At 65.2% G+C, this 23,922-nt stretch carries 22 protein-coding genes; 20 read left to right on the top strand and 2 right to left on the bottom strand.

The genetic code is table 11. The annotated features are described in order from the left end of the window. Positions 1 to 11 precede the first annotated feature (11 nt). On the bottom strand, positions 12 to 1,094 hold the full coding sequence (locus JWQ90_RS05885) for a hypothetical protein (RefSeq protein ID WP_299690677.1): 1,083 nt from the start codon (positions 1,092 to 1,094) through the stop codon (positions 12 to 14). A 252-nt stretch (positions 1,095 to 1,346) separates the two neighbouring features. Here JWQ90_RS05885 and JWQ90_RS05880 point away from each other — a divergent pair, with 252 nt between their 5' ends. The 12 genes from JWQ90_RS05880 (at position 1,347) to JWQ90_RS05825 (ending at position 13,159) form a co-directional block, all read left to right on the top strand. Next, positions 1,347 to 3,017 (top strand): MFS transporter, encoded by a 1,671-nt coding sequence (locus JWQ90_RS05880; RefSeq protein ID WP_299690674.1) that lies wholly within the window; start codon positions 1,347 to 1,349, stop codon positions 3,015 to 3,017. 128 nt (positions 3,018 to 3,145) lie between these two features. Further along, positions 3,146 to 4,399: an acetyl-CoA C-acetyltransferase gene (locus JWQ90_RS05875; RefSeq protein WP_299690671.1), complete on the top strand. Its 1,254-nt coding sequence runs from the start codon at positions 3,146 to 3,148 to the stop codon at positions 4,397 to 4,399. Between the two features lie 40 nt (positions 4,400 to 4,439). Beyond that, positions 4,440 to 4,940, top strand: coding sequence for a MarR family transcriptional regulator (locus tag JWQ90_RS05870; protein ID WP_299690668.1), 501 nt, complete (start codon positions 4,440 to 4,442; stop codon positions 4,938 to 4,940). Between the two features lie 79 nt (positions 4,941 to 5,019). Further along, entirely contained in the window at positions 5,020 to 5,310 is a 291-nt protein-coding gene (locus tag JWQ90_RS05865) for a hypothetical protein (protein WP_299690665.1), read from the top strand. Between the two features lie 81 nt (positions 5,311 to 5,391). Next, positions 5,392 to 6,501: a Gfo/Idh/MocA family oxidoreductase gene (locus JWQ90_RS05860; RefSeq protein ID WP_299690662.1), complete on the top strand. Its 1,110-nt coding sequence runs from the start codon at positions 5,392 to 5,394 to the stop codon at positions 6,499 to 6,501. Beyond that, positions 6,488 to 7,303 carry a tyrosine-protein phosphatase gene (locus JWQ90_RS05855; RefSeq protein WP_299690659.1) on the top strand — a complete coding sequence of 272 codons (816 nt, stop codon included), beginning with the start codon at positions 6,488 to 6,490 and terminating at the stop codon, positions 7,301 to 7,303. The genes JWQ90_RS05860 and JWQ90_RS05855 overlap by 14 nt, the downstream gene beginning before the upstream one ends. A 166-nt stretch (positions 7,304 to 7,469) precedes the next feature. Beyond that, a complete protein-coding gene (locus JWQ90_RS05850) occupies positions 7,470 to 8,693 on the top strand; it encodes a CoA transferase (RefSeq protein WP_299690656.1) in 1,224 nt (407 codons plus the stop codon). 32 nt (positions 8,694 to 8,725) lie between these two features. Continuing rightward, on the top strand, positions 8,726 to 9,016 hold the full coding sequence (locus tag JWQ90_RS05845; protein ID WP_299690653.1) for a hypothetical protein: 291 nt from the start codon (positions 8,726 to 8,728) through the stop codon (positions 9,014 to 9,016). A gap of 5 nt (positions 9,017 to 9,021) precedes the next feature. Further along, on the top strand, positions 9,022 to 10,521 hold the full coding sequence (locus tag JWQ90_RS05840) for a class I adenylate-forming enzyme family protein (RefSeq protein WP_299690650.1): 1,500 nt from the start codon (positions 9,022 to 9,024) through the stop codon (positions 10,519 to 10,521). 267 nt (positions 10,522 to 10,788) lie between these two features. Then, on the top strand, positions 10,789 to 11,541 hold the full coding sequence (locus JWQ90_RS05835; protein WP_299690647.1) for an SDR family NAD(P)-dependent oxidoreductase: 753 nt from the start codon (positions 10,789 to 10,791) through the stop codon (positions 11,539 to 11,541). Positions 11,542 to 11,559: 18 nt separating this feature from the next. Then, the gene (locus JWQ90_RS05830; protein ID WP_299690644.1) at positions 11,560 to 12,372 is read left to right on the top strand and encodes a TauD/TfdA family dioxygenase; all 813 of its coding nucleotides are present in this window, start codon (positions 11,560 to 11,562) and stop codon (positions 12,370 to 12,372) included. Between the two features lie 37 nt (positions 12,373 to 12,409). Then, positions 12,410 to 13,159: an SDR family NAD(P)-dependent oxidoreductase gene (locus tag JWQ90_RS05825; protein WP_299690642.1), complete on the top strand. Its 750-nt coding sequence runs from the start codon at positions 12,410 to 12,412 to the stop codon at positions 13,157 to 13,159. Positions 13,160 to 13,206: 47 nt separating this feature from the next. Here JWQ90_RS05825 and JWQ90_RS05820 read toward each other — a convergent pair whose 3' ends face one another. Next, the gene (locus JWQ90_RS05820; protein WP_299690639.1) at positions 13,207 to 13,914 is read right to left on the bottom strand and encodes a TetR/AcrR family transcriptional regulator; all 708 of its coding nucleotides are present in this window, start codon (positions 13,912 to 13,914) and stop codon (positions 13,207 to 13,209) included. Positions 13,915 to 14,070: 156 nt separating this feature from the next. On the opposite strand from JWQ90_RS05820, the gene JWQ90_RS05815 reads away from it, so the two are divergent. The 8 genes from JWQ90_RS05815 (at position 14,071) to JWQ90_RS05780 (ending at position 23,678) form a co-directional block, all read left to right on the top strand. Continuing rightward, a complete protein-coding gene (locus tag JWQ90_RS05815) occupies positions 14,071 to 15,477 on the top strand; it encodes an aromatic ring-hydroxylating dioxygenase subunit alpha (protein ID WP_299690636.1) in 1,407 nt (468 codons plus the stop codon). Between the two features lie 61 nt (positions 15,478 to 15,538). Beyond that, positions 15,539 to 17,230: an FAD-dependent oxidoreductase gene (locus JWQ90_RS05810; RefSeq protein ID WP_299690633.1), complete on the top strand. Its 1,692-nt coding sequence runs from the start codon at positions 15,539 to 15,541 to the stop codon at positions 17,228 to 17,230. Positions 17,231 to 17,240: 10 nt separating this feature from the next. Beyond that, positions 17,241 to 18,293, top strand: coding sequence for a Gfo/Idh/MocA family oxidoreductase (locus JWQ90_RS05805; protein ID WP_299690630.1), 1,053 nt, complete (start codon positions 17,241 to 17,243; stop codon positions 18,291 to 18,293). 30 nt (positions 18,294 to 18,323) lie between these two features. After that, positions 18,324 to 18,764, top strand: a complete 441-nt coding sequence (locus JWQ90_RS05800; RefSeq protein WP_299690628.1) for a DUF3237 domain-containing protein — start codon at positions 18,324 to 18,326, stop codon at positions 18,762 to 18,764. Between the two features lie 11 nt (positions 18,765 to 18,775). Further along, complete coding sequence (locus JWQ90_RS05795; protein WP_299690625.1) at positions 18,776 to 19,714, top strand: aldo/keto reductase; 939 nt, start codon at positions 18,776 to 18,778, stop codon at positions 19,712 to 19,714. Between the two features lie 11 nt (positions 19,715 to 19,725). Next, complete coding sequence (locus JWQ90_RS05790) at positions 19,726 to 20,211, top strand: VOC family protein (RefSeq protein WP_299690622.1); 486 nt, start codon at positions 19,726 to 19,728, stop codon at positions 20,209 to 20,211. 150 nt (positions 20,212 to 20,361) lie between these two features. Continuing rightward, positions 20,362 to 22,596, top strand: coding sequence for a hypothetical protein (locus JWQ90_RS05785; protein WP_299690619.1), 2,235 nt, complete (start codon positions 20,362 to 20,364; stop codon positions 22,594 to 22,596). Positions 22,597 to 22,838: 242 nt separating this feature from the next. Beyond that, positions 22,839 to 23,678, top strand: a complete 840-nt coding sequence (locus JWQ90_RS05780) for a TauD/TfdA family dioxygenase (protein ID WP_299690616.1) — start codon at positions 22,839 to 22,841, stop codon at positions 23,676 to 23,678. Positions 23,679 to 23,922 lie beyond the last annotated feature (244 nt).

Genomic DNA, 23,922 nt, shown 5'->3' with positions numbered 1-23,922 from the left:
GGCGGTGGTCGCTACGCCTGCCCGCTTAGATCGGGGATGATACGCGGCAGGTCCGCCGAAGATCGGATACCGGGCGCCGCGGCGCAGACACAAGGTATCGAGTTGACCACCGGGTGCGCCGTGTAGCCTGGCGTCGTCGCGGCCTTGCGCTCGGCCGGGACCGTGAAATGCAGGTGCATGTCCAGCGGACAGTCACCTTCGACTTCCACCTGCCAGCCGTCGCCGCGCAGCTTCCAGTTCGCGTCGATGTCGTAACTGACGAACCAGTTGGCGGTGAAAGTCATCAGCGGCTTGCCCTTGCGCATGCCGGAGACCGTGGTCCGCAGCGCAGCGACAGTGCCGGCCTTGACCACACCTGCGGCGATCTCAATGGTGTTGCGCGCGAACGCCACCTTGCCGCTGGCCTCGATGCTGTCGAACGACAGGCCCACCGCTTCGGCCACCACCTGCAGCGCGGGCCCGAATTCCTTGCGCAGATGATTCACGCGGCCCGCTTCGGCCTGCGGGTTCGGTGCCTGCCCGAATCCCATGATGTCGAACAACATCTCCGGCGAGTCGCGCGAACTGCAGTCGGCGTACTCGTTGATGTGCAGGCCATCGAGCCGGCGCTGGATCGAGAGCAGCGTCAGCGGCACCAGCTCGGTGATGAAGCCTGGGCTGCTGCCGGTGCTATGGATCGAGGTTCCGCCGCGACGGCAGGCGGCTTCGATGCGCTCGCGCGCCGCCGGATTCACCGCGGAAGCCAGGCTGAATTCGGGACGCGAGGTCACGACATTGCTTCCGGATTCGAGCAAGCGGCACAGATCGTCGACGTTGACGTATTGCGGCATATACACCACGCAGTCGGCCTTGAGCGTGAGGATGTCGTCGATACTGCGCGTGGCCTTGACTCCGATCGGCGGCAGGCCGCAGATCTCGCCCGCATCGCGGCCGAGCTTGGCGTCGGAGTACACATAGAGCCCGACCAGCGAAAGGCTGGGATGCTCGATTACCGCTCGCAGCGAACGGGTGCCGACATTGCCGGTGGCCCACTGCACGACGCGGTACTGCTTTGCCGGCAGCAGGGTAATAGTGGCGGCGCTTGGACGGCTCATGCATTTCCCCTCTACTTGTTATGATCTCGAGACGCCATTGCGCGAGGCGCATGCTGGCCTTGAGCGGCTTTGTGAACAGCAGTGCTGTGTACACTAATACCTCAGCCTATCAAGCTTGAAAAGGCCTCGCCGATCCTGTTCGGCGACGCCATTTTCAGTTTTGCCGGCAAACTGGCCGGACGCGCACCGCGATACTCTGCTCTCTGACCATCGGTCAGCGCCCTAGATAAGGTTTTCGATGACCCCTACAAGATGACCCCTACAAACAGCAAGCCGTCCGGCGAAACCTGGAACGCGTTCGCGCCACTGCGCGATCGGACGTTCCGCAACATCTGGTCGGCGAGCCTGCTGTCGAATTTCGGCCAGCTGGTCCTGGGTGTCGGCGCCGCCTGGGAGATGACGCGGCTGACACCTTCGCCCGGCATGGTGGCCCTGGTGCAGTCGGCATTGATGCTGCCGATGATGCTGGTGGCAGTGCCCGCAGGGGCGATCGCCGACATGTTCGATCGGCGCAGAACCGCCATGACCGGCCTGGGCTTCGCCAGCCTGGCGGCCGCCGTGCTCGCCACGGTCGCGATGCTGGGGCTGACCACGCCGTGGATATTGCTGATCTTCTGCAGCCTGATCGGCGCCGGCGTGGCGCTGTATGCACCGGCCTGGCAGGCCTCGATCATCGAGCAGGTGCCAGCCGAACACCTGCCGGCGGCCGTCGCTCTCGGGGCGGTGAGCTACAACCTCGCCCGCAGCTTCGGCCCCGCGATCGGCGGCGCGGTGGTACTGGCCGTCGGCGCCCAGGGCGCATTCGCGATCAACGCGGTGTTCTATCTGCCGCTGCTGATCACGTTCTTCTTCTGGAAGCGGGCGCAGCCGGTGAACCGGCTGCCACCCGAACGGCTCGATCGCGCCATCGTCTCGGGGGCACGCTATGCGCTGCATTCGCCGCCCATCCGTATCGTTCTGATCCGCGCCTTCCTGTTCGGCATCTGCAGTGCGTCGACGGCTGCGCTGACCCCCCTGATCGCGCGCGATCTGTTGCACGGCAATGCCGCCACTTTCGGCCTGCTGCTGGGCGCTACCGGCATCGGAGCGGTGATCGGCGCCCTTGCGGTCAGTGAGGTTCGCGAGCGCTTCAGCGCCGAACGCGCCGTCAGCCTGTGCGCCCTGGTGGGTGCCCCGGCGGTCGTGCTGCTCGGTTTCAGTACCCACTTGATCTTCACGGCCGGGCTGCTGCTGATTTCCGGCGCGGTGTCCATGCTGCTGGTATCGCTGTTCTCCATCGGAGTCCAATTGTCCGCGCCGCGCTGGGTTGCGGCGCGCGCCATTTCGCTGCACTCATCGGCCCTGACGGGCGGCATTGCCCTGGGTGCCTGGCTGTGGGGCCAGGTCACGGCCGGCTGGGGCGTCGACGTCGCGATGATCGCGTCCGGCGTCGCACTGCTGCTGACGTCTTTGCTGGGCCTGGTCCTGCCGATGCCGCGGGTATCGCTGTCCGGACTGGAGACGGTCGAAATGGGTAACGAGCCGGAGGTGGCACTGCAACTCACTGCCCGCAGCGGGCCGATCGTGATCGAGATCGACTACTCGGTGGATCCGGAACAGGCGCGCCAGTTCTACGCGGCCATGCTCAAGCTGCAGCATGCACGCCTGCGCAACGGCGCCTACGACTGGTCGCTGTCGCGCGACATCGCAAACCCCGCGCTGTGGACCGAGCGCTATTACTGCGCGACCTGGGGCGACTATCTGCGGCAGCGGGAGCGCTTCACGCATTCCGATCGTGAGTTGCAGGCGCAGGCCAGCGCCTTCAACACGGCGGATTCGGCCTCCCGCGTGCGCAGGCGCCTCGAACGGCCGTTCGGATCGGTACGCTGGCGCGCGGACGTCCCTGATCCGCAGCGCGATACCATCAGCGTGTATGCCCCATGAAATACGCGGTGAAAGACGACCGCTCCGCCGGCCTGCTTATCGCCCGCCCGCGACAGACGCGCGATAATTATCGCGGGTCGTCATTGCGACAAACTCAACGACAAACCGCGCAACCAGGAGAATCATCGATGTCGGAAGCATTCATCATCGATGCCGTGCGCACGCCGCGCGGCGTCGGCAAGATCGGCAAGGGCGCACTGGCGCACATGCATCCGCAACATCTCGCCGCCACCGTGCTCAAGGCGATCCAGCAGCGCAATGGCTTCGACACCCGCCATGTCGACGACGTCATCTGGGGCACCAGCGCGCAGAAGGGCAAGCAGGGCGGCGACATGGGGCGCATGGCCGCGCTCGACGCCGGCTACGACATGAGCGTGAGCGGTGTCACGCTGGACCGCTTCTGCGGCAGCGGCCTCACCGCGGTGAGCTTCGCCGCCGCCCAGGTGAAATCGGGCATGGAAGACCTGATCGTCGCCGGCGGCACCGAGATGACCTCGCAGATCGCCGCGATGCAGCAGGCCGAGGCCGCAGCCGGACTCAAGTCGGCGGGCCTGGGCACCGGCAATGCGCGGCTGCAGGCCCGGTATCCGCAGTCGCATCAGGGCGTCAGCGCCGACGCGATCGCCTCGATGGAAGGCATCAGCCGCGAAGCGCTCGATGCCTTTGGTGCCGAAAGCCAGCGGCGTGCCGCACATGCGGTCCAGAACGGCTATTTCGACAAATCGATCGTTCCGGTCATCGACGAAGACGGCAAGCTGGTGCTGGCCAAGGACGAACACCCGCGTCCGGACACCACGCTCGCCGGCCTCGCGGCACTGAAGCCCTCCTTCGCACAGATCGCCGACATGGCGATCGACGAGAACGGCACGAGCTTCCGCAAGCTGATCAACAAGGTCTATCCCGATCTGAAGATCGAGGCCTTCCATCACGCCGGCACCTCGTCCGGCAATGTCGACGGCGCCGCCGCGCTGCTGCTGGCGTCCGAAGCCTATGTGCGCAAGCACGGCCTGAAGCCGCGCGCACGCGTGATTGCGACGGCCAACATCGGCGATGATCCGACGCTGATGCTCAATGCGCCGGTACCGGCCGTCAGGAAGATCCTCGCCCGCGCCGGCCTGACCGTGAACGACATTGACCTTTGGGAAGTCAACGAAGCTTTCGCCGTGGTGGTGGAGAAGCTCATCCGTGACCTGCGCATCGACCGCGAGAAGATCAACGTCAACGGCGGCGCGATCGCGCTCGGCCATCCCATCGGCGCCACCGGCGCGATCCTGATCGGCACGGTGCTCGACGAACTGGAAAGGCGCGGTCTCAGGCGCGGCTTGGTTACCATGTGCGCGGCGGGCGGCATGGCGCCGGCCATCATCATCGAACGCGTTTGAGCACAGGCCGCCCTCAGCGGCGCCCAAAAAGGAAATCGGCTTGAAAACTACGGGAGAGCAAGCCATCAGTCCGCCGGACGTTCAGAAGCGGGCGATTGGGCGCAAGCTGGCGGTGATCTCCCGACAGCTCTGGCAGCAATTTGACCAGAACGTACAAAGTGCTGGCGTATCGCGGGCCAAGTGGGGTTTGATCGCGGCGGTTGCGCGCCGCCCCGGCGCCACCCAGCGCGCCATCGCGGCGATGCTCCAGGTCACCGAAGTCACTGCCGGCCGCATGATCGACCGTCTCTGCGACGACGGCCTGCTGGAGCGCCGCGAGAACCCGCAGGATCGGCGCGGTTACTGCCTCTACCTGACGACGGCTGCCAAGCCTTTGCTCGACCGGCTCGGCGAGGCAGCCGCGATCTACGAAGCCGAAGCCTTCGCCGGCCTGAGTGAGGCCGATCTCGCGCAACTCGAGACGCTGCTCGACATCATTGCGCGCAACGTTGCCGCGGCAGCACAGCGCCAGGAGAGTCGCAAATCCGATGACGCCACTTGACATCGGCCGGGGCGAATACTAACGTGGCTTATGATTTCGCCACGCGCGAGATTTCCCCCAAAAACCTTGGAGATTTAAAGTGAAGAAGTCGTGGCTCGCTGTTGCGCTGTTTGCGCTCGTTAGCGTTTCTGCCGGTGCACAGGAAGCGGTGTCGTCCGCGGCTGCCGTTTCCGTTACCGCAGTCAAGGGCAAGATGTTGTACGCCACCAACGGTGGACGTCTGGGTTCGGTGTATCGGGTCGCGGGTGACGGTTCCGTTCAGCTGATTCTGGACGGCAACATGAAGACGGTACCGGCCAGCACGCTGGCCATGGTGGATGGCAAGCTGACGACGAGTCTGTCGAAGGCCGAGGTCATTTCGCTGCGCTAGGCGTAAGCGGGGGTCCCAGACGCCACGGCACGGCCTTGACAGGCCTGCCCCCAAGATTCATCGGCGCGGCGGAGGAGAGCGATGAAGACGCTGAAAGTTGGAATTATCAGCGCCAATTGGGGTGCATTCGCGCACTTGCCAGGATGGCGTGCCGTTCCGGGTGTGGAAGTCGTCGGCATTTGCACATCAAAGCGCGAAACGGCTGAAGCCGCGGCGGCACGCTTGCGCATCGAGCGTCCCTACTGGGACGCCGAGGCGATGGCGGCTGACCCGGACATCGACATCGTCGATTGCGGCACACGCCCCAACATCCGTCACGCGATGGTGCTGGCCGCGCTGCGCAACGGCAAGCATGTCTACAACGGCATTCCGTTCGCCGCCGACTTCGAGAGAGCGCGCGAATTGCGTAATGCATGGAAGGCCAGCGGCAAGGTCGCGGTCGTCGATGCCTTTTCGCAGTGGTTGCCGGCGCACCGCCTGGCCAAGGAAATGATCGAAGACGGCTCGCTCGGCGAACTCTTCGGCGGCACCTGCATCCTCAACATCAGCCTGTTCAATCAGCTCAATCCGCACTTCCCTTATAACTGGTTCTGGCAAGGCGGGCTTGGCGTCTCCGCACTACGCAACCTCGGCAGCCATGCGCTGCACATGCTGCTGTTCCTGTTCGGGGACATCGAAGAACTCGTCGCGATCGATCGTCAGCTGCTGAAAGAATGGCGCTTTCCCGACGGCACGCTGATCAAGCCGCAGACCAAGGACTTCGCCAACCTGCTGCTGCGATTCAAGAGCGGCATGACGCTGCAGCTGCAGGTTTCGTGGAATGCCACGCTCACGCCGGGCTGGACGCTGGAAGCTTTCGGCAGCAAGGGACGTTTCGTGGCGCGCGCGCCGACCTTCCCCACCAGCCGCGACACCACGCTGCACGCCGGCACGCTGGGCGGCGCAGCCTTCGATAAAGTCAGCATTCCCGAGCGTCTGCTGAAGACACCGGAAGTGCAGATGAACTCCGAAAGCGAGCCGAATGCCTCGCATCCGATGGCACTGGCCATGCACCGCATGGTCGAGGCGATTCGCGGCAACGGAGCCGCTGCGCCGGATTTCGATCAGGCCTGGATCGTCGAATGCGTGCTCGAAGCCGCGCGCCGCTCGTCCGATCAGCGGCGCTGGGTGCCGCTCGATGAAATCGCCTGAATCCGAAAGCGCTGCGGGTGAAGTGAATCGCGCCGCGGCGCCTTGGGCCGTGCGGGTGCTGCCGCTGCAGGGCGGCCGCAACTTCCGTGACCTGGGCGGCTATCTCACCGTGGACGGACGTCGCGTGCGTTGGGGCCGGCTTTACCGCTCCGGCAGCATGGCGGGGCTAACGCAGGCGGATTGCGAATATCTCTCCGGCCTGGGCATTCGATTGATCTGCGATCTGCGCACGAGCAGCGAGCGCGAAGCCATGCCGAGCCCCTGGCGGGATGCCGATGGACGCCGCTACTGGAGCCGCGACTACGCGATGAGCTTCGGCGACCTGCGCGGCCTCCTCAAGAGCAGCCCGCCGACCGCCGAGCAGGTTCGCGAAACGATGCTGTCCGCTTATCGCCAGTTGCCCTTCGAGCAGGCGCCGGCCTATCGCGAGCTGCTCAAGCGCCTCGCCGGCGGTGAACTGCCGATGGTCTTCAACTGCACCGCAGGTAAGGACCGTACCGGCATCATCGCGGCGCTGATCCTGGACGTGCTCGGCGTACCGCGCGAGGTAATCCTCGACGACTATGCGCTGACCAACGAGCTTTTGGCCGGACATCGCTTTTCCAGCGGCGGCAAACCGAGCCTGCTGAGCCACCTGTCGCCGGATGTGATCCGCGCCGTCATGGGCTCCGACCCGGCGTACCTGCGAACCGCTTTCGCCGTGATCGAGGAGCGGCACGGTTGCATCGCGCACTACCTGCGTGACGTGCTCGATATCGGCGAGCAGGATCTGAACAGTATTCGCCGGGAACTGCTCGAGTAATCAGGGGCCGCGTCCGCTGGCGCCGAACAGCACTCGTGCTTGACGGTGCATCACGCACCGCTGCCAAAGTCGGCGGACGGCCCCCAAACGATATATCATTTCGGGCAACAGCGGTGTTCAATAGCCCGTCAGAGATTAAATCAAAGATTAGGCGGATGGAGAGTGTATGACGCAAGTAATGAAAGGCGTGCGTGTACTGGAAGTTGCTCAGTTCACTTTCGTACCCGCCGCCGGTGCGATCCTCGCTGACTGGGGCGCCGACGTCATCAAGATCGAGCATCCGGTGCGCGGCGACACGCAGCGCGGATTCATCAACATGGGCGGCATCCCGGTCGATCCGAACCGCAATCCGCTGATCGAGCATCCCAATCGCGGCAAGCGCAGCGTCGGCATCGACGTATCGACCAAGGAAGGCCAGGAGCTGCTCTACGAGATCGCCAAAACCGCCGACGTCTTCCTGACCAATTACCTTCCGTCCGTGCGGCAGAAGAACAAGTTCGATATCGAACATATCCGCGCCGTGAACCCGAACATCATCTACGCGCGCGGCAGCGCCTACGGCGACAAGGGGGCCGAGCGCGAAGTCGGCGGCTTCGACGGAACCGCGTTCTGGTCGCGCAGCGGCGTCGGCTACGCGATGACGCCCGCCGAACTCGAAGGGCCGCTGTCGCAGGGCATTATGGCGTTCGGCGATTCCATCGGCGGCATGTTCATCGCCGGCGGCATTTCCGCGGCCTTGTTCAATCGCGAGCGCACTGGCGAAACTGTCGAAGTGGACGTTTCGCTGTTGAGCGCCGCCTGGTGGTCCGCCGGCGCCAACATCACGCAGGTTCTTGAGACCGGCAAGACCACGCGCAACTCCATGCCGACCTCGGGCGGAGCGGCGCGCAACCCGCTGATGGGCAATTTCCGCACCTCGGACGGCGGCACGATCAATCTGTGCATGGTCAGCCCCACGGGCCTGATCCGCGACGCATTCGCGCATTTCGGCATCCCTGAAGCTGCGGACGATCCGCGCTTCGCCGATGTCAGAAGCCTGATCGACCATTCGGGCCCGGCGAGCGAGCTGATCGTCAAAGCCTTTGCCGCCAAGCCGTTCGCCTACTGGCGCCAGCATCTGAAGACGATGAAGGGCCAATGGGCGCCGATTCAGAGCCTGCAGGACCTGACCACGGACGATCAGGCTCTGTCCAACGACATGCTCGTCGAACTCGAAGGCGACGACGGCAAGCCATTCAAGGTCGTGCGCGGCCCGGTGCAATTCAATCATGAACCGCTGAAGACCACCCGCGCTCCGCAGGCTTCGGAACACACCGAAACCTTCCTGATGGAACTCGGCCTGGAATGGGATCGCATCGAAAGCCTGAAAGCCGCAGGCGCGATCGCCTAGCATCAAGACCAAGACCAGCGACAGAGAAACCAATGAAAGCGGGAAGCAAGCTCAAGAGTGCGGTGTGCGACACCGAGGTAATGGTCATTCGCGGCAGCGATGTCGTGGTCGAATGCGGCGGCGCGCCGATGGCAGCGGAACGTCCGGCGACGCGCGCGGCGATCAATCCGGCCTTCGCTGAAGGCACCAAGATCGGCAAGCGCTACGTGGATGCCGCCGCCACGGTGGAACTGCTGTGCGTGAAGGCCGGCCAGGGGTCGCTGTCGCTCGCCGGCGTCGCGCTGCAGGCCAAGGATGCCAAGCCGCTGCCTTCGTCCGATTAGGTCCGATGAATATTTCGCTGATTCTGCAGATGGCGGCCGACGCCGAACCGGGCCGCATCGGCCTGGTCTGTGACGGACGCCGCTGGTCGTATGCGGCCCTGATGAAGGCCGCGCGCGGCGCCGCCGAGGCCATCGCCAGGGCCGGTTGCTCCTACGTCGGCCTGCTCGACGAAAGCAGCGAAGCCGCATCGATCGCGTTGTTCGGCGCCGCCATCGCCGGCGTGCCCTACGTGCCGCTCAACTACCGCCTCGCCGATGCCGATCTCGCCGCACTGCTCAAGCGTATCGACCCGGCCTACCTGATCGGCGATGTCGAGCGCGTGCAGCGCCTGAATCCGGACAGCGGCCACCAGACGCTGGCGCGTGCCGATTTTGTGACCGAGGCCGAGAAACTGGGCGAAACCGCCTCCGGCGACGAGCACGACGGCGAAGGCATCGCCGCGCAGATCTTCACCAGCGGCACCACGGCGGCGCCCAAGGCGGCGCTGCTGCGTCACTCCAACCTGCTGTCCTACATCCTCGGCACCGTGGAATTCGGCTCGGCCTCGCCGGAGGAAGCCGCGCTGGTCTGCGTGCCGCCGTATCACATCGCCGGCATCGCCGCGCTGCTGAGCTCGATCTACGCGATGCGGCGCATCGTGCTGCTACCGGCTTTCGAGCCGGATGCCTGGCTGCAGCTCGCATCCAGCGAGCGCGCGACCAACGCCTTCGTGGTACCGACCATGCTGTCGCGCATCATTCCGCGCATGGACGCCATTGGCGACACACTCGATCTGTCGTCATTGCAGTCGGTCGCCTATGGCGGCGGACGCATGCCGCTGGAACTGATCGAGCGCGCGCTGGTTCTGTTTCCGGACACCGGCTTCACCAATGCTTACGGTCTCACCGAGACCAGCTCCACCGTCGCCCTGCTGGGGCCGGAGGATCATCGCGCGGCGCTGTCCTCCGGCGATCCAGTCGTGCGCGCGCGCCTGGGCTCGGTGGGCCGGCCGCTGCCCACTGTCGAGATCGAAATCCGTGACGAGGAGGGCAAGCTGCTGCCCGCCGGCGAGCGCGGCGAAATCTACGTGCGCGGCGAACAGGTTTCCGGCGAGTATCGCGGGCGCAGCGCGCTCGACGCCGAAGGCTGGTTCCCGACGCGCGACGCGGGCTGGCTCGATGCCGAGGGCTACCTGTTCCTCGCCGGCCGTGCCGACGACGTCATCGTCCGCGGCGGCGAGAACATCTCGCCCGGCGAAATCGAAGACGTGCTGACCTCCCATCCCGCGATCGCCGAATCCGCCGCCGTAGCAGTGCCTTCGGCCGAGTGGGGCGAAGCCGTCGGCCTCGCGGTCGTGGCCAGGCCCGGCCATGCCGCGCCCAGCGAACAGGAACTCAAGGCCTTGATCAAGGATCGCCTGCGATCCTCGCGCGTGCCCGAGCGCATCGTCTTCCTCGATGCCCTGCCCTACAACGAAATGGGCAAGCTGCTGCGGCGCGAAGTGAAGAAGCTGTTCAACAGCTGATCGGGCGCTCGGCAATTTCCGGAAAATACTCGCTGCGCAGATTGCCGCACATCCATCGGCCCCAGACCCGTCTCACAGTTGACACCGCGGCTCCACTGAACAACCATGTTGATCAAGGCTCCAGCAATAGGTGAGCCTGAGCTTGCGCCTGTGGCGAACGCTCGGCGGCCACGATGAAACACCGGCGTGGCACCGAATTCACTACACAATGAGAGCTGCCGCGGCGCGAGCCGCCGGCAGCCATGCTTAGCAAGGAGAAGAACCAGCATGTCAGGAATCCTCGCCGGGCGCGTCGCCCTGGTTACCGGCGCATCCTCGGGTATCGGCGAAGCGGCGGCGCTGGCCCTCGGCGCCGCCGGCGCGAGCGTCGCGGTATCCGCGCGGCGTGCAGACCGGCTCAATGATCTGGTGATGCGCATCCAGGCCTGCGGCGGCAAGGCGCTGGCTTTGCCGGGCGATGTCGTCATTGAGTCGGTGGCGACAGCCGCGGTCGAGAAAACGATCGCGCATTTCGGCAGGATCGACATCCTTGTCAACTCGGCGGGCATCATCCAGGCCGGCGGCGTCGAGAATGCCGATACGGCCGAATACCGGCGCGTGATCGACATCAACCTGCTGGCAACGGTCTACACCTGCAAGGCCGCGCTCGGGCCGATGAAGGCGCAGGGCAACGGCGACATCATCAACATTTCTTCGCTGGCGGCGCGCAAGTCGGGCCCGATCTTCAACGCCTATGCGGCCAGCAAGCACGCACTCAACTCGATGACCGACGCGATGCGGCAGGAAGTCGGCGCTCACGGTATCCGCGTCTGCATCCTCATGCCGGGCGCGACCAGTACCGAAGTCGCCAACAACATCAGCGATCCCAAGTACCGCGAAGCGATCAAGTCTCATGTCGGCAAGGAGGGCGCGATGGCGCCCGGCGACGTCGCCGACGCGATCATGCTCATGGTCACGATGCCGCGCCGCACGAACATTTCCGAGCTGTCGATCCGGCCTACCATCGATACGTCGGCATAAAGACGCCAGGAGCTGCACATGAACATCGAAACCGTCGATCTGGCGCCGCGCATCGGCACCGAGATTCTCGCCAGCCGCGGGACCCTGCTTAGCGGCAGCGAGGCGCAGGAGATCCGCCGCTTGCTGGAGCAGCGCGGCGTCGTCGTGTTCCGCAAGATCGACTTCGACGACGAGCAGCAGCTGGCTTTTGCCGGAACGCTCGGCGAGATCATTGCGCAAGGCAACAAGGGCATCTACAAGGTCACGCTCGACAAGAAGGAAAACGACCGCGCGGACTACCTGCTTGGCGCTTTCCACTGGCACATCGACGGCACCACGGACGACGTACCCACACGCGCCTCGCTGCTGAGCGCGCGGCGCCTGTCGCCCAGCGGCGGCCAGACCGAGTTCGCCAATACCTACGCGGCCTACGACGATCTTCCGGAGTCAGAGAAAAAGTCGCTGGCCAAGCTCAAGGTGGTGCATCACGTCGAGGTTATCCAGCGGAAGATCCACACCGCCCCCACCCCGGAGCAGGAGGCCAGCTGGCGCCTCTACCCGCCCAAGTCGCATCCTCTGGTATGGAACCACCAGTCAGGCCGCAAATCGCTGGTGCTCGGCTCCACTTCTTCGCATATCGAGGGCATGGACATCGCCGCCGGCCGCAAGCTGCTCGCGGAACTGGAGGCCTGGTCCACGCAGCCGCAGTTCGTCTACCAGCACCGGTGGACCCTGGGCGATCTGCTGATCTGGGACAACACCGGCACCATGCACCGCGTCGTGCCCTATGCGCTCGACAGTGGCCGCATGATGCATCGCACGACGCTGGTCGCCGAAGAGCAGCTGGTCTGAAGCTGGCTTGCTACGACAAGGATTGGAGGGGAAAGCGATGGGACGTCTGGCAGGTAAGGTCGCTGTAATCACCGGGGCCGGCTCCGGCATGGGCAAGGAGATGGCGCTGCTGTTCGCGCGTGAAGGCGCAAAAGTGGTCTGCGCCGATCGTAGCGGCATGCAGGAACAAATCGCGGCGAGCATCGGCGACGCGGCGGTTGCGGTGCATGCCGATGTCTCCGTGAGCGCCGACATCCAGAACATGATCAAGGTCGCCGAAGATCGTTTCGGCCGCCTCGACATTCTGTGCAACAACGCCGGCTTCGGCGGCAAGATGATGCCGCTGCACGAGCAGACCGAAGAGGCCTACGACAACGTGCACGCGGTGAACCTCAAGGGCGTGTTCCTCGGCATCAAGTACGGCGTCATCTCGATGCTGCGTACCGGCGGCGGCGCCATCGTCAACACCGCGTCCGCCACCGGCCTGGTCGGCTGGAAGGACCACAGTATCTACGCAGCCGCCAAGGCCGGCGTGTTGCAGCTGACCAAGTGTGCGGCGCTGGACTATGCGCAGAACGGCATCCGCGTCAACGCCATCTGTCCGGGCATGGTCTGGACCGGCCTGGTGAAAGCCTCGCTGGAAAACCCGGTCCCGCCGCCGGGCACCAAACCGCCGTTCAATGTTCCGATGGGCCGATGGGGTCTCGCCGCCGAGCAGGCAAACGCAGCGCTGTTCCTCGCCAGCGACGAAGCCTCGTATATCACCGGCGTCGCCATCCCGGTGGACGGCGGTTACGTGGTGGGTTGAGGTCACGCGCGTTTCGAGTCAGACCCGTAGGGCGGGAGCATCCCGCTCTACGGCGCCGGATCGGCTGCGACACCCTTCATCACGAAGGCGTTGACCGCGGCCTCGATCTCCTCGTCGCGCGCAAGGCCGGCGGGGAAGATCCAGTCGCGGAACATCACTGAGGCCAGCACCGACGCGAAGGCCAGCCTCGCCATCATTTGCACTTCGGTATCCGATTGACCTTTGAGTCTCGACGCCATCATCCCCGCGGCGCGGTCGAAGTAGGTGCTCAGGCTGTTGATCCTGCCGACGCCGTGCGCGGTGCCCTCGTCATAGGTCTGCGCCACCACCAGCGAGATCAGCATGCGCGAATGCTTGCGGATGAAGTGCTGAAGTTCCGAGGTGTAGAGATGCGTCCGCTCGCGGACGGTGGACGGGTCTTCGATCTCGGGCAGATGGGCGTCGATGAAATTCAGGAAGTGCTGATCCAGGGGCTTGAAGATGGTTTCCAGAAACAGATTGGACTTCGAGCCGAAGCAGCGGAACAGCTGGGCCTCGGTCACGTCTGCCCGGCGCGCGATGGCCGCGGTGGTCGTACCGCTGTAGCCGCCCCGCGCAAACTCCTCGGCCGCCGCCTGGACGATGCGGTCGAGAATGTCCTCCGCGCTGCGCCGCTTGCGCGCAGCGGGCACGACGCGTTTTCGGGTCGCGGCGGACGCCGCCGTCTTCTTGGTCGACGAACGCGGGGCGGACCGCGTGGTTTTTTTTGCGGTCATTGGGAAACGGTCATTGGGAAGCCGGAGTCGTGCATGGCCGGATCATAACCGCCGGGCGCCGGCACTTGCAGATAGTGCCTACTATCATTTACGGTAGTGTGCACTATCAACACACGGCACCACGAAGCACGGGAGCCGTTCTTCGGAGAACACGCCATGAGTCTCGCAGCCATCGACCGCACTACTTCCAACACTGCGGGCAACTCCGGTGGGGACTGGCCACCGAGCTGGCAGAGCGCGCCGCATGGCATCCGCGTCGGCCGCTACATCGATCCGGCCTTCGCCAAGCTGGAGTTCGAGAAGATGTGGACCCGGGTCTGGCAGGTGGCTGCGAGGCTCGACGAGATTCCGGAGGCCGGCGACTACACGGTCTACAACATCGGCGATCAGTCGGTGATGCTGGTGCGCGTCGATGCCGACACCGTGAAGGCCTACCACAACTTCTGTCCGCACCGCGGCACCGCGCTCGCCCAGGGCTGCGGCAACTTCGAGAAAAAGCGCATCGTCTGCCCGTTCCACGGCTGGCGCTGGAATCTCGCCGGCCAGAACCAACTCGTGCTGGAGCGCGAGGAATTCCGCGGCGGCGAGCTGCGCGACAGCGACGTCGCGCTGCGCGAGCTCAAGTCGGCGGTGTTTGCCGGCTTCGTGTTCATCAATCTCGATTCCAAGTGCGGCTCCTTCGACGACTACATCGCACCGGTGCGCCACTGGATCGAGGATCTCGCGATCGGCGACATGCATCATTACTGGTGGAAATCGCTTTCGGTGCCGGCCAACTGGAAAGTTGCGCAGGAGGCCTTTTTCGAGGCCTATCATGTGTCGGCCACGCATCCTCAGCTGGAAAAGGTCGGCCGCGACATCGTCTATGGCGATCGTGTCGGAGGCGACCTGGCGTATCGCAACGTGCAGTACGAATCCCTGCCGCTGGGCCACGCACGCTTCTACGGCGGCAACAAGACGCCGATGGCCGGCCACCTGCAGGAGCCCACGGGCGATCCGCTCGAAGAGATGGCCGAGCGCCTGTCGTTGATCGCGGACGGCATGGACGCCATGGTGCTCAAGGAAGACGTCGAGGTGCTGCGCAGCCTGCGCGGCAGGCCGATACCGGAAGGTTCCAATCTCGGCGCCGAGTACGTGCGCGCGCTGTACGCGACCGCGGCCGAGCAGCAAAGGCCGATGCCCAAACTCGAGCCCGAAACACTCGGCATGTGGGGCGGCGAGATTTTCCTGTTCCCCAATTTCCTGATCCTGCCGCAGGCCGGCAACACCGAGATGTATCGCTCGCGGCCGGATGGCGACGACCCCAATCGCTGCATCTTCGAAATCTATTCGGCGAAAACCTATCCCGCCGCGGTCAGGCCGCCACGCGCGACGGTGGAGCATGTCACCGATTTCGACGATCCCGAGCAGCTGCTGCTGATCCCGCGCCAGGACTTGAGCAACATCCCGCGCATCCAGCAGGGCCTGCGCTCGCGCGGCATGCGCCAGACCTGGCTCGCCGCCAACCAGGAGCAGATCATTCTCAACATGCACCGCGAACTTGACCGCCATCTGCAAGCCTGAGCATCCTGCGGCCCTAAAATAAACAGCTCTGTTGCTTACGAGCCTGCAGGAGGAGAACAGCATGGAGGCATTCGACGAGATCCACGACTTCGTCGTCGTCGGCAGCGGTGGCGGTTCGATGTGCGCGGGCCTGGTGATGCGTTCCGTGGGCAACAGTGTGCTCATACTCGAAAAGACCGAAGTGGTGGGCGGCACCACCGCACGCTCCGGCGGCGTGATGTGGTTGCCGAACAATCCCTTCATGAAGCGCGATGGCGTCGAAGACAGCTTCGAGAAAGCGTCGATGTATCTGGAAGCCCTTTGTGGCGAGGACCGCGATGCGCCGGGTTCCACACCGGCTCGGCGAAGGCGCTATATCAGCGAAGTGCCGCGCATGCTCGACTTTCTCGGCAGGCAGGGCATCAAGCTGACGCGCGCGCAGTACTGGCCGGACTACCACGACGAGCTGCCGGGCGGCTCGGAGCGCGGGCGCGCCGTCGTCGCCGAGTTGTTCGACGTCAATGAGCTCGGCGCCTGGAAGCAGAAGCTGCGGCCGACTTTCATCCGCGCGCCCTACGCGCTGCTGCCGCCGACACTCGAAGAAATGATGGAGCTGCCCGCCTACAAACGCTCCTGGCGGGTCAAATTGCTGATCGTCAGACTGGTGCTGCGCGGCCTGCTGGCCAAGCTCACCGGCAAGCAATGGACCGCCGGCGGCGCCGCGCTGCAGGGCCGCATGCTGCAGGCGGCCTTGCGCAGCGGCATCGACATTCGCACCGATTCGCCGGTCAGCGAGCTGATCGTCGAAGCGGGCGAGGTCAAAGGCGTGCTGACGAACCGGAACGCTCGCCCCTGGCGCGTGGGCGCGCGGCTGGGCGTGCTGGTGAATGCCGGCGGCTTCGCACGCAACCAGGCGATGCGCGATCGCTACACGCCCGGCACCTCGGTGAAGTGGACCATGGCCACGCCCGGCGACACCGGCGAGATGATCGAGGAAATGATGCGCCACGGTGCCGCCGTCGCGCAGATGGACGAGCGTGTCGGCAATCAGCAGACGCACCCGCCAGGAGCCGAGGACAGCGAAGCCAAGCCGACCGCGCAGGCGATGACGGCGTCACCACACTGTATCCTCGTCGACCAGAGCGGCCTGCGCTACATGAACGAGGGCGGCTCCTACATGGCCTATTGCAAGGCGATGCTGGAACGCAACAGGAGCGTGCCGGCGGTGCCGAGCTGGGCCGTGTTCGACAGCCAGTACCTCGCCAAGTACATGCTCGCCGGCACGATGCCGGGCAGCAGGAAGCCGCAGAGCTGGTACGACTCGGGTTACCTGAAACGAGCCGACAGCATCGAAGCGCTGGCGCAGCAGATCAGGATCGATCCGGCCACGCTGAAGACAACGGTCGAGCGTTTCAACGGCTTCGTTGCCAGCAACCACGACGAGGATTTCCATCGCGGCGAGCGCGCCTATGACCGCTGGCTGGGCGACGACTTGAACAAGCCCTCGGCGACGCTCGGCACCATCGCCCAGGCGCCGTTCTACGCCGTGCAAATCATCCCCGGCGACGTCGGCACCTACGGCGGCGTGGTCACCGACGACCACGCGCGCGTGCTGCGCGAGGACGGCTCGGTGATTGCCGGCCTTTATGCGACCGGCGTCTCGACCGCGTCGGTCATGGGCCGCAAGTATCCAGGAGCGGGTAGCAGCGTCGGGCCGTCCTTCATCTGGGGCTTCGTCGCCGCACAGCACGCCGCCCAAGTCGCATCGCCCTGAGGAGAACATCATGACGGGCAGAATCAGCGCCGTTGTCGTCGGCACCGGCTTCGGTTGCCGCATCCACGTGCCTGCGCTGCGCGCTGCCGGCTTCGAGGTCCTGGGCCTGGTCGGTGCCGACGCCGAGCGCACGCGCCGGCGCGCCGACACCAGCGGCGTGCCGCAGGCCTACACCGATCTCGACGAGGCGATCACGCGCACCGGTGCGAAGGTGGTCAGCATCGCGACACCGCCAGACACGCATGCAGCGCTGACGCTGGCCGCGCTGTCGCGCGGCTGCCACGTGATCTGCGAGAAGCCCTTCGCGATGAACCTGGCCGAGGCGCGCGCCATGCTGGCAGCAGCCGAGCGCGCGCGCATCGTGCATCTGGTGGCACATGAGTTCCGCTGGGGCCCGGACCGCGCACTGGTCGCACGCGCGATTGCCGAGGGGCTGATCGGCGAGCCGCGACTGCTGACGATGACCAGCTACAGTCCGCAGTTGGCGAGCCTTGAGGCGAAGATGCCGCCCTGGTGGTTCGATCCGCAATCCGGCGGCGGCTGGCTCGGCGCGCATGGTGCGCACATCATCGATCAGGTGCGCTGCTGGCTCGGCGAGTTCGCGTCACTGAGCGCGGCGCTGCCGATGGTGTCCGAGCGCAGGAATGGCGCCGAGGATTCCTACTCGCTGAGCTTCGCGCTCGCCAACGGCGTTCAGGGCGTGGTGCAGCAGACCGCGGGTGCCTGGGGACCGTCGGCCTCGATGACCCGTGTCGCCGGCACTCGCGGCACGCTGTGGGTCGAAGACGGCAAGGTGCGGCTCGCGGACCGCGACGGCACGCGCGAACTGCCGGTGCCACCGGAGTTCCAGTTGCCGCCGCCCAGCGACGATCCCAGGCAGAGCATGCCGTATCTGCTCGGGCCGTTCATACGGCTCTGCGAAGCGCTGCGCTCGGCGATGGAAGGCGGCGCGACATCGGCCGTACCCTTGCCGACCTTCGCCGACGGCGTTGCCGGCATGGAGGTGCTCGATGCCGTCCGCACCTCGGCCGCGAGCGGCGGTGCGCTCGTCCGGCTGCGCTGAGCCGCGGCCGCTCGTCCGGAGCCCGAACCGATGAGCGATGACATTCACGTTGATGCGGCCATCGAGCTGCTGCTGATACTCAGCGCGCGGACCCATTTGGTGAGCACGCTGGTCGGGACGCCGCTCGGCGACCGCAGCGTGTTCGATGTCGACGGTGGCCACTTCGAAGGCCCGCAGCTGCGCGGCCGCGTGCCCGCTTCCGGCGGCGATTGGGTGACGCGTACCGCTGCGGGCTCGCAACAGGACGTGCGCCTGCTGCTGGAGACCGACGACGGCATCACGATCCTGCTGCGCTATCAAGGCAAGGCGAGTCAGCGTGCCGACGGCCTGATCCGCATCGAGGTGGCCGGCAGCTTCGAAGCTCCGCAGGGCCGCTATGCCTGGCTGAACTCGCTACAGGCCTTCGGCCTGGGCACGCCGACCCAGGACGGCGTGCGCTACCAATTCTACCGTTTCACACGAGATCGCTAATGGAATCATGCATGGAAAGACGCCGGATCGGCCGCAGCGGCTTGCGCGTCACCACTGTCGGCCTGGGCTGCAACAACTTCGGCTGGACGATCGGCCAGGACGCTTCAAACGAGGTCGTCGCCAAGGCCCTGGACCTCGGCATCAACCTGTTCGATACCGCGGATCGCTACGGCGCTACCGGCGGCGATTCCGAAGTCGTGCTCGGCAAGGCTCTGGGCGCGCGCCGCAAGGACATCGTGCTGCTGACCAAGTTCGGCGTTGATCTGATCAACGCGCGCATCCGCGACAGCTCGCGCCACTACATCATGCGTGCGGTGGAGGCCAGTCTGAAGCGCCTGGGCACGGACTACATCGACTGCTACATGATCCACTGGCCGGACTACGGCACGCCGATGGATGAGACGCTGCGCGCACTCGACGATCTGGTGCGCAGCGGCAAGCTGCGCTACATCGCCTGTTCCAATCTCGAAACCTGGCGCGTGGCCGATGCCGTGTGGATCTCCAAGCACCAGGGCTTGGAGACCTTCATCGCCACGCAGACCGAATACAACCTGCTCAATCGCAGCGCAGAGAAGGACGTGATCCCGGCGCTGCAGCACTACGGCCTCGGCTTCATCCCCTACTACCCGCTGGCCAGCGGCCTGCTCACCGGCAAGTATTCGGCGCCGGGCGCGCAGGGCCGCCTGAAGGACAACTTCCTGCGTCTCGGCGACACCTTCATGACCGAGCGCAATCTGAAGCTCGTCAAGGCGCTCGACGCCTACTGCCGCGAGCGCGGACATACACTGCTCGAACTGGCGGTAAGCTGGCTCGCCGCGCAGCCTGGGGTTGCCAGCGTGATCTGCGGCGCGACCCAGGTCGAGCAGGTCGAGCAGAACGTGAAGGCCGCGAGCTGGGCGCTGAGCGCCGAAGAACTCGCTGAAGTCGACAAGCTGACCAAGGCCGGCTGAGGAGCGCTCCGATGATCCGTGGCATGCACCATATCTCGCTGGCGACGATCGACCTCGACCGTTTCACGCACTTTTATCGCGACCTGCTCGGCATGCAGCGGGACCGCGTGTCGTCGGTGCCGTCGGGCTTCGAACCGTTCGAGAACATCGTCGGCATGCGCGCGGTTCTGGGCCAGGTTGCGCAATTCAACCTCGGCAATATGCAGATGGAAGTGTTCTGCTACACGACACCGACGCCCAAGCCGGGCGAGCGGCGCCCGGCTTGCGACGTCGGCATCCGCCATATCGCCTTCGACGTGAAAGACATTCATCACGAATACGAGCGCCTCGTCGCGGCCGGAGTGGAGTTCATCTCGCCCCCTCAGCACCTCACGCTGGGCGGCGTCACCTCCTGCTACTTCTACGACCCGGACGGCAACATCGTCGAGCTGCAGGAAATCCATCCGGGCAGCCCGGTGCGGCCGGCGTTCGGCATCGTCGACAGCGCAGCAAATTGACAAGCCGCAGGCAGCGTCACTAAGTTACCAGCTGATAACTTAGTGGCGCTGCTGATCATCCGCACCCGTAACGGCGGCTCGCGAGACTCCTGCAGCGCCGACAACGGCGGAGAACGGCTCGTGGATGCAATCGGAAGCTGGAAAGTCACCATGTCGACCCCCGCTGGCCCGCAGCAGATGCACCTGCGCATCGATACGCTGAGCGACACTTTTACCGGCCGCATCGAAAGCCCTCTGGGAACGCACGACATCACGGGCAGCGTCAGCGCCGACACGCTGAGCTGGCAGATGAAAGCAACCAGGCCGATCCCGATCACCGTGAGCTTCATCGCCAGAATCGACGGCGACACGCTGAGCGGCAGCGCCAAGCTCGGGCTGTTCGGCAAGTCCAAGCTCAGCGGCGAGCGGCTGAAGGCCGGATCGCCATCGATGGAGCCGCCCGCGGCGGACGCTGCGCCCTGCGGCGAAATCACCGGCGATTCCATCGATCCGCAATACAACCAGCCCTATGTCGATGTGAACGAACTGCGCAAGGAGCCGGTGCCGCATCGCTACGTGCATGGCGGTTTCACCGGCACCGGCGCGCGCTTTTCGTTCTATTTTCCGCCGGCTGATCGCTACCGGCGGCGCTTCTTCCACAACACCTATCCGATGGCGACCAGCGAAGACATCGGGCCATTCCCGATCGAGTTCGAGGTAGCAACCGGCAATCTCGCGTTCACAATCGACAGTGGTGCCTACTACGTGCAGACCAATCTGGGCGGCGCCGATCGCGCAGGCGGCATGGCCGATCCGGCGATCGCCGCCTATCGGGTCAATGCGGCTGCGGCGAAATACTCGCGCGTGATCGCGGCCGAGCTGTACGGCCCGCACCGCCCCTACGGTTATCTGTTCGGCGGCAGCGGCGGCTCCTATCAGACGATCGGCAGCGCCGAGAACACGCGCGGCGTCTGGGATGGCTTCGTGCCGTTCGTGATGGCTACGCCCAACGCCATTCCCGGCATGTTCACCATCCGCATGCATGCCTTGCGCGTGTTGAAGGCAGGCAACAAGTTCCCGGCGATCATGGATGCCACCAATCCGGGCGGCAGCGGCGACCCCTACGCCACGCTGGACAACGAAGAACGTGCCGCGCTCAGAGAGGCGACGCTGATGGGTTATCCGCCGCGCGGTTGGTGGAATCACGAAACCCTGGGCAGCGGCTACTTCATGCAGGTCGCGCCGCTGGTACCGATGCTCGATCCCGGTTACGTCGACGATTTCTGGACCCTGCCCGGTTATCTGGGCAGCGATCCGGCATCGGGTCTCGCCGCGCTGCGTTTCCAGTTCGACACCGCCGTGGCCAGGGTCATCGACGGCTTTCCGAAGCAAGTCGAACTGGCGCAAGTCCCGCAGCGGGATTTCGCCAACGCGCATCTGCTGATCATCAGCGGCGAAAGCGCCGGCAGAAGCGTTCCGATTGCGTCCATCGATGGCAAGACCATCGGCTTCGCTTTCGCCGCGGATCAGTCGGTGATCAACGGCATCAGCGCTGGCGACGCAGTGCGTATCGACAACGCCTGGGCGCTGGCTCTGCAGACCTACCATCGGCACCAGGTGCCGACGCCCGACATGGTGGGCTGGAACCAGTTCCGCGGTGCCGACGGCGAGCCGATCTACCCGCAGCGCGAGATTCTGATCGGGCCGATCGGCACCGCCGGTACCGCGGGCTCGGTACCCAATGGCCGGATTCACGGCAAGATGCTGGTGCTGGAAGCGCTGATGGATATCGACGCGCTGGCCTGGCAGGCCGACTGGTATCGCTCGAAGGTGAAGCAGGCGCTCGGCCCGGGTTTCGACCAGCAGTTTGCGCTCTGGTTCATCGACCATGCCCAGCACGACAACCCTCGGACAGCAGCCGCCCGCGCGCATACCGTGAGCTTCGAAGGCGCGCTGCAGCAGGCGTTGCGCGACCTCAGCGCCTGGGTCGAGACAGGCGTCAAACCCTCGAGCACGCAATACCGGGTGGTCGACACCCAGGTCCTGTTACCGGGCAGCGCCGATCAGCGCATGGGTATACAGGCAGTCGTCGAACTGAAAGCCAATGGCGGTGAGCGCGCCGAGGTGGCCGTGGGTGAGCTGGTCAGGTTCACAGCGAACATCGAGCTGCCCGCCGGCGCCGGCATGGTGGTCGCAGCCGAGTGGGACTTCGAAGGTGCCGGCACTTACCCGACGGCCGAGCCGATCACCCCGCTGCCGCGGCTGCAGCTATCGGCCGGGCAGGCCTACTCCAGGCCGGGCACCTATTTCGCCGTGCTGCGCGCCACCTCGCAGCGTCAGGGCGATGCGCAGACGCCGTTTGGCCGGGTCCAGAACATCGCTCGCGTGCGCGTGGTTGTCGGATGACACCGGGCAGGCGGCGTACGGCTTGTCCCGGACGGCAGTCGGCCGCGCACGATGGCCGACGGCACCCCGTGCTACGTCTGCACTCCGCACGACAACACTGTTGAGTTACAGTGAAGCCCGCTCGGGCGGCCCGGTGCAACCGGCGGTCGGCACCACCGACTGTGGCGGCCCGGTTTCTATCGAGGCCTCCATCGCGGCTTTAGAATATCCGCGGGTACCCTTTCAGTTAGCAGGACAGAACCATGACAACCGATGTTCTTGACGAGCTCAAAGCCAGCAATCTGACGCCGCTGATCGGCAGCGCGATCCACCTCGACAAGGCCGCCCTGCTGAGCGGAGAACACGCCAGCGGCATTCGCGAACTGCTGGAACGGCGCGGCGTGCTGGTGTTCCCGAAGATCGGCTTCAGCGACGAAGAGCAGGTCGCGTTCACCAAGACCCTCGGCGAGTTTGCCGCGGAACGCGGCGATGGCGAAAACATTCACAAGATCAGCCTGGACCCCAAGGTCAACGCGATGAGCGCCGAGTACCTGAAGGGCTCGCTGTACTGGCACATCGACGGCACCATGAGCCAGATTCCTATCCTGGCCTCGCTGCTTTCGGGCAAGGTGCTCTCCCCCAGCGGCGGCGACACCCAGTTTTCGAATACCTACGCGGCCTGGACCGAGCTGCCGGAAGAGGACAAGCAACAGCTCGAAGGCCTGCGCGCAGCGCACGGCGCCTGGCCGACGCTGTTCTACTACGATCCGGAACCGAGCCTGGCGATGACCGAGCAGATGATGAGCATCGGCGAGCAGGAACTGCCGCTGGTGTGGAAGCACCGCTCGGGCCGCAAGTCGCTGGTCATCGGCGCCACCGCGCATCGCGTGATCGGCATGGAGGCGCGCAACAGCACCGCCCTGCTGGTGCGCCTGCGCGAATGGGCGACGCAGCCACGCTTCGTCTACACCCACAAATGGACAGTGGGCGATCTGGTGATCTGGGACAACACCGGCACGATGCACCGTGCCACGCCCTACGATCCGAACTCCGGCCGATTGATGCACCGCACCAAGCTGCGCGGCGAAGAGGCTTTCGCGTAAACCCGAACGCGGGCTCGTCGGACCGTAAAGCGCGGCATCGCTGTCGAACAGCGATGCCGCGCTTTTTTGCATCTGCGGCAAGCAGAGCTTGTAGGGCGGGAGCATCCCGCCTTTCGGCATGCCGGCACGCGAAAGGCGGGATGCGCTTCGTTCCTCCCGCCGTACAGATGGTTGTGGCCGCTGGCCCGTTCGAACGCAAACTTGGCCGCATCCGGTGCGCCGCCGACGCCCACATGGCGCACAG

The sequence above is a fragment of the Hydrocarboniphaga sp. genome, assembly GCF_028291725.1.
In the GTDB taxonomy this organism is placed as follows: domain Bacteria; phylum Pseudomonadota; class Gammaproteobacteria; order Nevskiales; family Nevskiaceae; genus Hydrocarboniphaga.
The sequence above is the reverse complement of the archived record's forward strand: the minus strand, read 5'-3'. Positions and strand labels throughout refer to the sequence as shown.

Coding starts and splice junctions, on each gene's coding strand:
- JWQ90_RS05885 (WP_299690677.1), bottom strand. CDS start 1,094: ATGAGCCGTCCAAGCGCCGCCACTATTACCCTGCTGCCGGCAAAGCAG.
- JWQ90_RS05880 (WP_299690674.1), top strand. CDS start 1,347: ATGACCCCTACAAACAGCAAGCCGTCCGGCGAAACCTGGAACGCGTTC.
- JWQ90_RS05875 (WP_299690671.1), top strand. CDS start 3,146: ATGTCGGAAGCATTCATCATCGATGCCGTGCGCACGCCGCGCGGCGTC.
- JWQ90_RS05860 (WP_299690662.1), top strand. CDS start 5,392: ATGAAGACGCTGAAAGTTGGAATTATCAGCGCCAATTGGGGTGCATTC.
- JWQ90_RS05855 (WP_299690659.1), top strand. CDS start 6,488: ATGAAATCGCCTGAATCCGAAAGCGCTGCGGGTGAAGTGAATCGCGCC.
- JWQ90_RS05850 (WP_299690656.1), top strand. CDS start 7,470: ATGACGCAAGTAATGAAAGGCGTGCGTGTACTGGAAGTTGCTCAGTTC.
- JWQ90_RS05845 (WP_299690653.1), top strand. CDS start 8,726: ATGAAAGCGGGAAGCAAGCTCAAGAGTGCGGTGTGCGACACCGAGGTA.
- JWQ90_RS05840 (WP_299690650.1), top strand. CDS start 9,022: ATGAATATTTCGCTGATTCTGCAGATGGCGGCCGACGCCGAACCGGGC.
- JWQ90_RS05835 (WP_299690647.1), top strand. CDS start 10,789: ATGTCAGGAATCCTCGCCGGGCGCGTCGCCCTGGTTACCGGCGCATCC.
- JWQ90_RS05830 (WP_299690644.1), top strand. CDS start 11,560: ATGAACATCGAAACCGTCGATCTGGCGCCGCGCATCGGCACCGAGATT.
- JWQ90_RS05825 (WP_299690642.1), top strand. CDS start 12,410: ATGGGACGTCTGGCAGGTAAGGTCGCTGTAATCACCGGGGCCGGCTCC.
- JWQ90_RS05820 (WP_299690639.1), bottom strand. CDS start 13,914: ATGACCGCAAAAAAAACCACGCGGTCCGCCCCGCGTTCGTCGACCAAG.
- JWQ90_RS05815 (WP_299690636.1), top strand. CDS start 14,071: ATGAGTCTCGCAGCCATCGACCGCACTACTTCCAACACTGCGGGCAAC.
- JWQ90_RS05810 (WP_299690633.1), top strand. CDS start 15,539: ATGGAGGCATTCGACGAGATCCACGACTTCGTCGTCGTCGGCAGCGGT.
- JWQ90_RS05805 (WP_299690630.1), top strand. CDS start 17,241: ATGACGGGCAGAATCAGCGCCGTTGTCGTCGGCACCGGCTTCGGTTGC.
- JWQ90_RS05800 (WP_299690628.1), top strand. CDS start 18,324: ATGAGCGATGACATTCACGTTGATGCGGCCATCGAGCTGCTGCTGATA.
- JWQ90_RS05795 (WP_299690625.1), top strand. CDS start 18,776: ATGGAAAGACGCCGGATCGGCCGCAGCGGCTTGCGCGTCACCACTGTC.
- JWQ90_RS05790 (WP_299690622.1), top strand. CDS start 19,726: ATGATCCGTGGCATGCACCATATCTCGCTGGCGACGATCGACCTCGAC.
- JWQ90_RS05785 (WP_299690619.1), top strand. CDS start 20,362: ATGTCGACCCCCGCTGGCCCGCAGCAGATGCACCTGCGCATCGATACG.
- JWQ90_RS05780 (WP_299690616.1), top strand. CDS start 22,839: ATGACAACCGATGTTCTTGACGAGCTCAAAGCCAGCAATCTGACGCCG.